Annotated in this window: 3 protein-coding genes; 2 read left to right on the top strand and 1 reads right to left on the bottom strand. The window is 69.3% G+C overall.

All coding sequences use genetic code 11. The annotated features are described in order from the left end of the window. Positions 1-32: 32 nt before the first annotated feature. Positions 33-671: a hypothetical protein gene (locus tag VE326_05450; GenBank protein ID HYJ32646.1), complete on the bottom strand. Its 639-nt coding sequence runs from the start codon at positions 669-671 to the stop codon at positions 33-35. Positions 672-903: 232 nt separating this feature from the next. On the opposite strand from VE326_05450, the gene VE326_05455 reads away from it, so the two are divergent. Beyond that, positions 904-2,094 carry a di-heme oxidoredictase family protein gene (locus tag VE326_05455; GenBank protein ID HYJ32647.1) on the top strand — a complete coding sequence of 397 codons (1,191 nt, stop codon included), beginning with the start codon at positions 904-906 and terminating at the stop codon, positions 2,092-2,094. Positions 2,095-2,312: 218 nt separating this feature from the next. After that, on the top strand, positions 2,313-3,259 hold a 947-nt coding region (locus tag VE326_05460; GenBank protein ID HYJ32648.1), incomplete at its 3' end, for a hypothetical protein.

Raw genomic sequence — 3,259 nt, forward strand, 5'->3', positions numbered from 1 at the left:
TACCGGTGTCAGTCAAACCATTGCCCTTAGCTTTACTTCGTTCTCCACGGGAACAGCGACACGCCCACCGACGCCAGGATCCGATTCGCGCTGGCGTTGAATTCGCCGTCCGCGTTCGACTCGTGCTGGTACCCCATGCTCATGTTCACCGACGCCATCGCGCCTACCGGCACGCGCACGCCGCCCGAGAGCATCGGCGCGAGCACCGCGGTGTTGCTCATCGTGAAGCCGTCGTAGAAGAGCGCGCCGAAGCCGAGGCTGGCGAAGGGAATTACCGAGCCGTGGCGCGAGAAGTTATAGGTGAGCCCCGCCGTCGCGCCGAGCGCGGTGTCGTCGGTTCCGTTCGTGGACGTGTGGCGCGCGAGGAAACCGGCGTTCACTTCGTAGTGGTCGCTCAGGCAGAAGCCGACCGTGGGCTTCACGTCGAGCTGCGTGAAGTGATCCACGTTGCCATAGCCCTCGCGCTTGAAGTTCTGGTGCGTGAACGTGACGCTGGGGCTGAACTCCACCGCGCCGGCGGAGACGAGCGATCGGCCTAGGTCGGTGCCGGAGATCGCACGATGCGCGCGGACGTCGGGTGTGGTCGGGGTTGTCCCGGCGATGGAGGCGGCGGGCGCGAGCGTCGCGGCGGCGCACACCATCGCCGCGATGTGACGTGCGAGCGTTTTCATCTCTTATCCCCCTTGCCGAGCGGTGCTGGGTCTTCGCTTTTGCCGAACGTCAGTTCCATGGACCGGAAGGGCTCAGGCAAATTCCGGACCCGCCCATGCCTGGGCGCCCCCAACCCTGGCCTGCCTCTTGCCAACTACGACTTGGACCCGCTCCAAACCTCGGGGGAGGCGAGCCATTCCCATGTCCGTCATGCGGCCTTCGCATGCTCGAATTGCATTTTGCGCGGCGGTCGTGGCGTCGGCCGCGGTCGCGGCGCTCATGTCGGCGGGCTGCGGGAAGCTCCTCACGACCGAGCCCTCGGCGGGCGAGCGCTTCGACCAGCCGCTGGACGGGCTTTCGAACGGCGAGCTGGGCGACTTCCAGGACGGGCACACCCAGTTTCGGAAGGCGTTCACGATCAACGAGGGGCTCGGGCCGATCTTCAACAACGTCTCGTGCGCGTCGTGTCACAGCGGGGATGGGCGAGGGAAGCCCGAGAACGTGCTGGTGCGGTTCAGCCGCGGGACCGATCTCGATTTCAGCGAGGGGGGCCCGCAGCTTCAGGACAAGGCGATCCCCGGGGCCGTGGCGGAGCGGCTTCCGTCCGGAGTGGACGTCTCCTACCGCCTCCCGCCGCCGGTGTTCGGCGTGGGGCTGATCGAGGCGATCTCCGATTCCACGATCGCGGCCGGCGAGGATCCCGGCGACGCGAACGCGGACGGCATCTCGGGGCGCGTGAACTGGGTGACTCCGGCCCCTTATCTGCCCGCTGACGATCCCGGTGGCGGAACGACGCCGCGCGCGGGCCGCTTTGGGCGGAAGGGGTCGGTCTCTTCCCTGGTGCAGCAGGTGACCGAGGCGTACCACCAGGACATGGGGATCACGTCGGAGTTCCGGCCGGTGGAGAACGTGAACCCGCTGGGGCCGGAGGTCGCGGCCGGCGTGGATCGCGCTCCCGAGCCCGAGGTGAGCGTGGCGAAGATCCACGATCTCGCGCAGTACATGCGCATGCTCGCGCCCCCGTCGCCGGGGGAGATGACTCCGGCGCGGGAGCGGGGGCAGACGCTGTTCGCCGGCGCGCGGTGCACGGGCTGCCACACGCCCGTGCTCCACACCGGCCCGCACGAGATCGAGGCGTTGTCGAACCGCGATGTCGCTCTGTATTCGGATCTGTTGCTGCACGACCTGGGCGACGCGCTCGCGGACAACCGGCCCGACGGGAGCGCCGACGGCCACGAGTGGCGCACGGCCCCCCTCTGGGGCATGCGCATCGCCCGGGAGTTCCTGGGCGGGCGCTTGTTGCTGCTTCACGACGGCCGCGCGCACAGCGTTGACGAGGCCGTGCGGTTTCACGGGGGAGAAGCGTCGGCCGCGCGCGATGCCTATCTCGCGATGCCGACCGCCGACAAATTGGATGTCGTCGACTTCGTGGAGTCACGATGAGATTGATCCATGGTGCGGCGCCCACGATAGGGCCGGCACACAGGAAAGGGGCGGCGCCCATGAGACGGGCGACGCCGAGCGAGGTGCCTCCCACGAGAGGGGCGGCACCCAATGGGGCGGCGCGGAAGCGAGTGGTCGGAGCCGGTCTGATGGCGGTGTGGGCTCTCGTGTCTTGGGCCACCGCTTCAGCCGGGACCACTCCCGCCGCTCCCAAGAAAATGTCTGAAACGGACCTGGCCGCGACCGAGGCCGCTCGTACGGCGTCCGCGACCGGAACCACTGCTGCCGGGACCGCGCCGGCGACCACCACGACCGCCGCGCGCACCGCCGACGCGACGCACACCGCGCCCACCCGGGTGTCTCCGCCTCGTACCGGCACCGCTCATGGCACGACCACACGCTCCGATCCCGCGACCGTCCTCGTCGTCCAGGACGAGCATGCCTTCTCGCCCGACGCCGCGCCTTACCACGGCAGCCTCGAGAACATCGCCTGGGGCGGGCACGGGGAGTTGCGCTTCGGCTACGACCGCACCGCGGGCGTCTCCGATCCATCCTGGTTCCACGTGGGCCGCGCGAACGGCTTCTTCCTCGCGAAGCTGGGATCGCGGCTCCGCCTGGGTGGGCAAGCCTCGTACGACCGCGTTCCCGACGACTTCACCCTGGAGCGCGCCGAGCTGATCGCGCGCCTCGGCAGGGGCGCGCGCGAAGCGCACGCGGGGATCTTCCTGGTGCCGCTCGGCCGCACGAACCTGGATCACGACGCGCCGCAATACGAGTTCGGCGAGCGCTCGCTGGTGGCCACCGAGATCCTGGGCGTGCCCAACGCCGAGCTGGGCGCCGGGCTGCGCGGCGCGGGAAACTGGTCGCGCGCGATGCCCTTCACCTATGAGGTGGACCTGGTCACGGGCTTCGACGACGGCATCGTGATGGACGCCGCGGGCGGCACGCGCCTCCCCGCCGGCCGCAACAACTACGGTGACCAGAACGGACTGCCCGCGCCCTCGGCACGGTTTGCGATCCAGCCCTCCGTCGACACGGAGATCGGCCTCTCCGCCCAGAGCGGACCCTACAACCAGACGAAGATCGACGGCGTGCAGGTGGACCGCACGCGATTCGTCCACGTGGTCGCGGCCGACGCCGTCACCAATGCGATGGGCGTGGACTG

The organism is Candidatus Binatia bacterium, assembly GCA_035631035.1.
Classification (GTDB): Bacteria; Eisenbacteria; RBG-16-71-46; order SZUA-252; family SZUA-252; genus DASQJL01.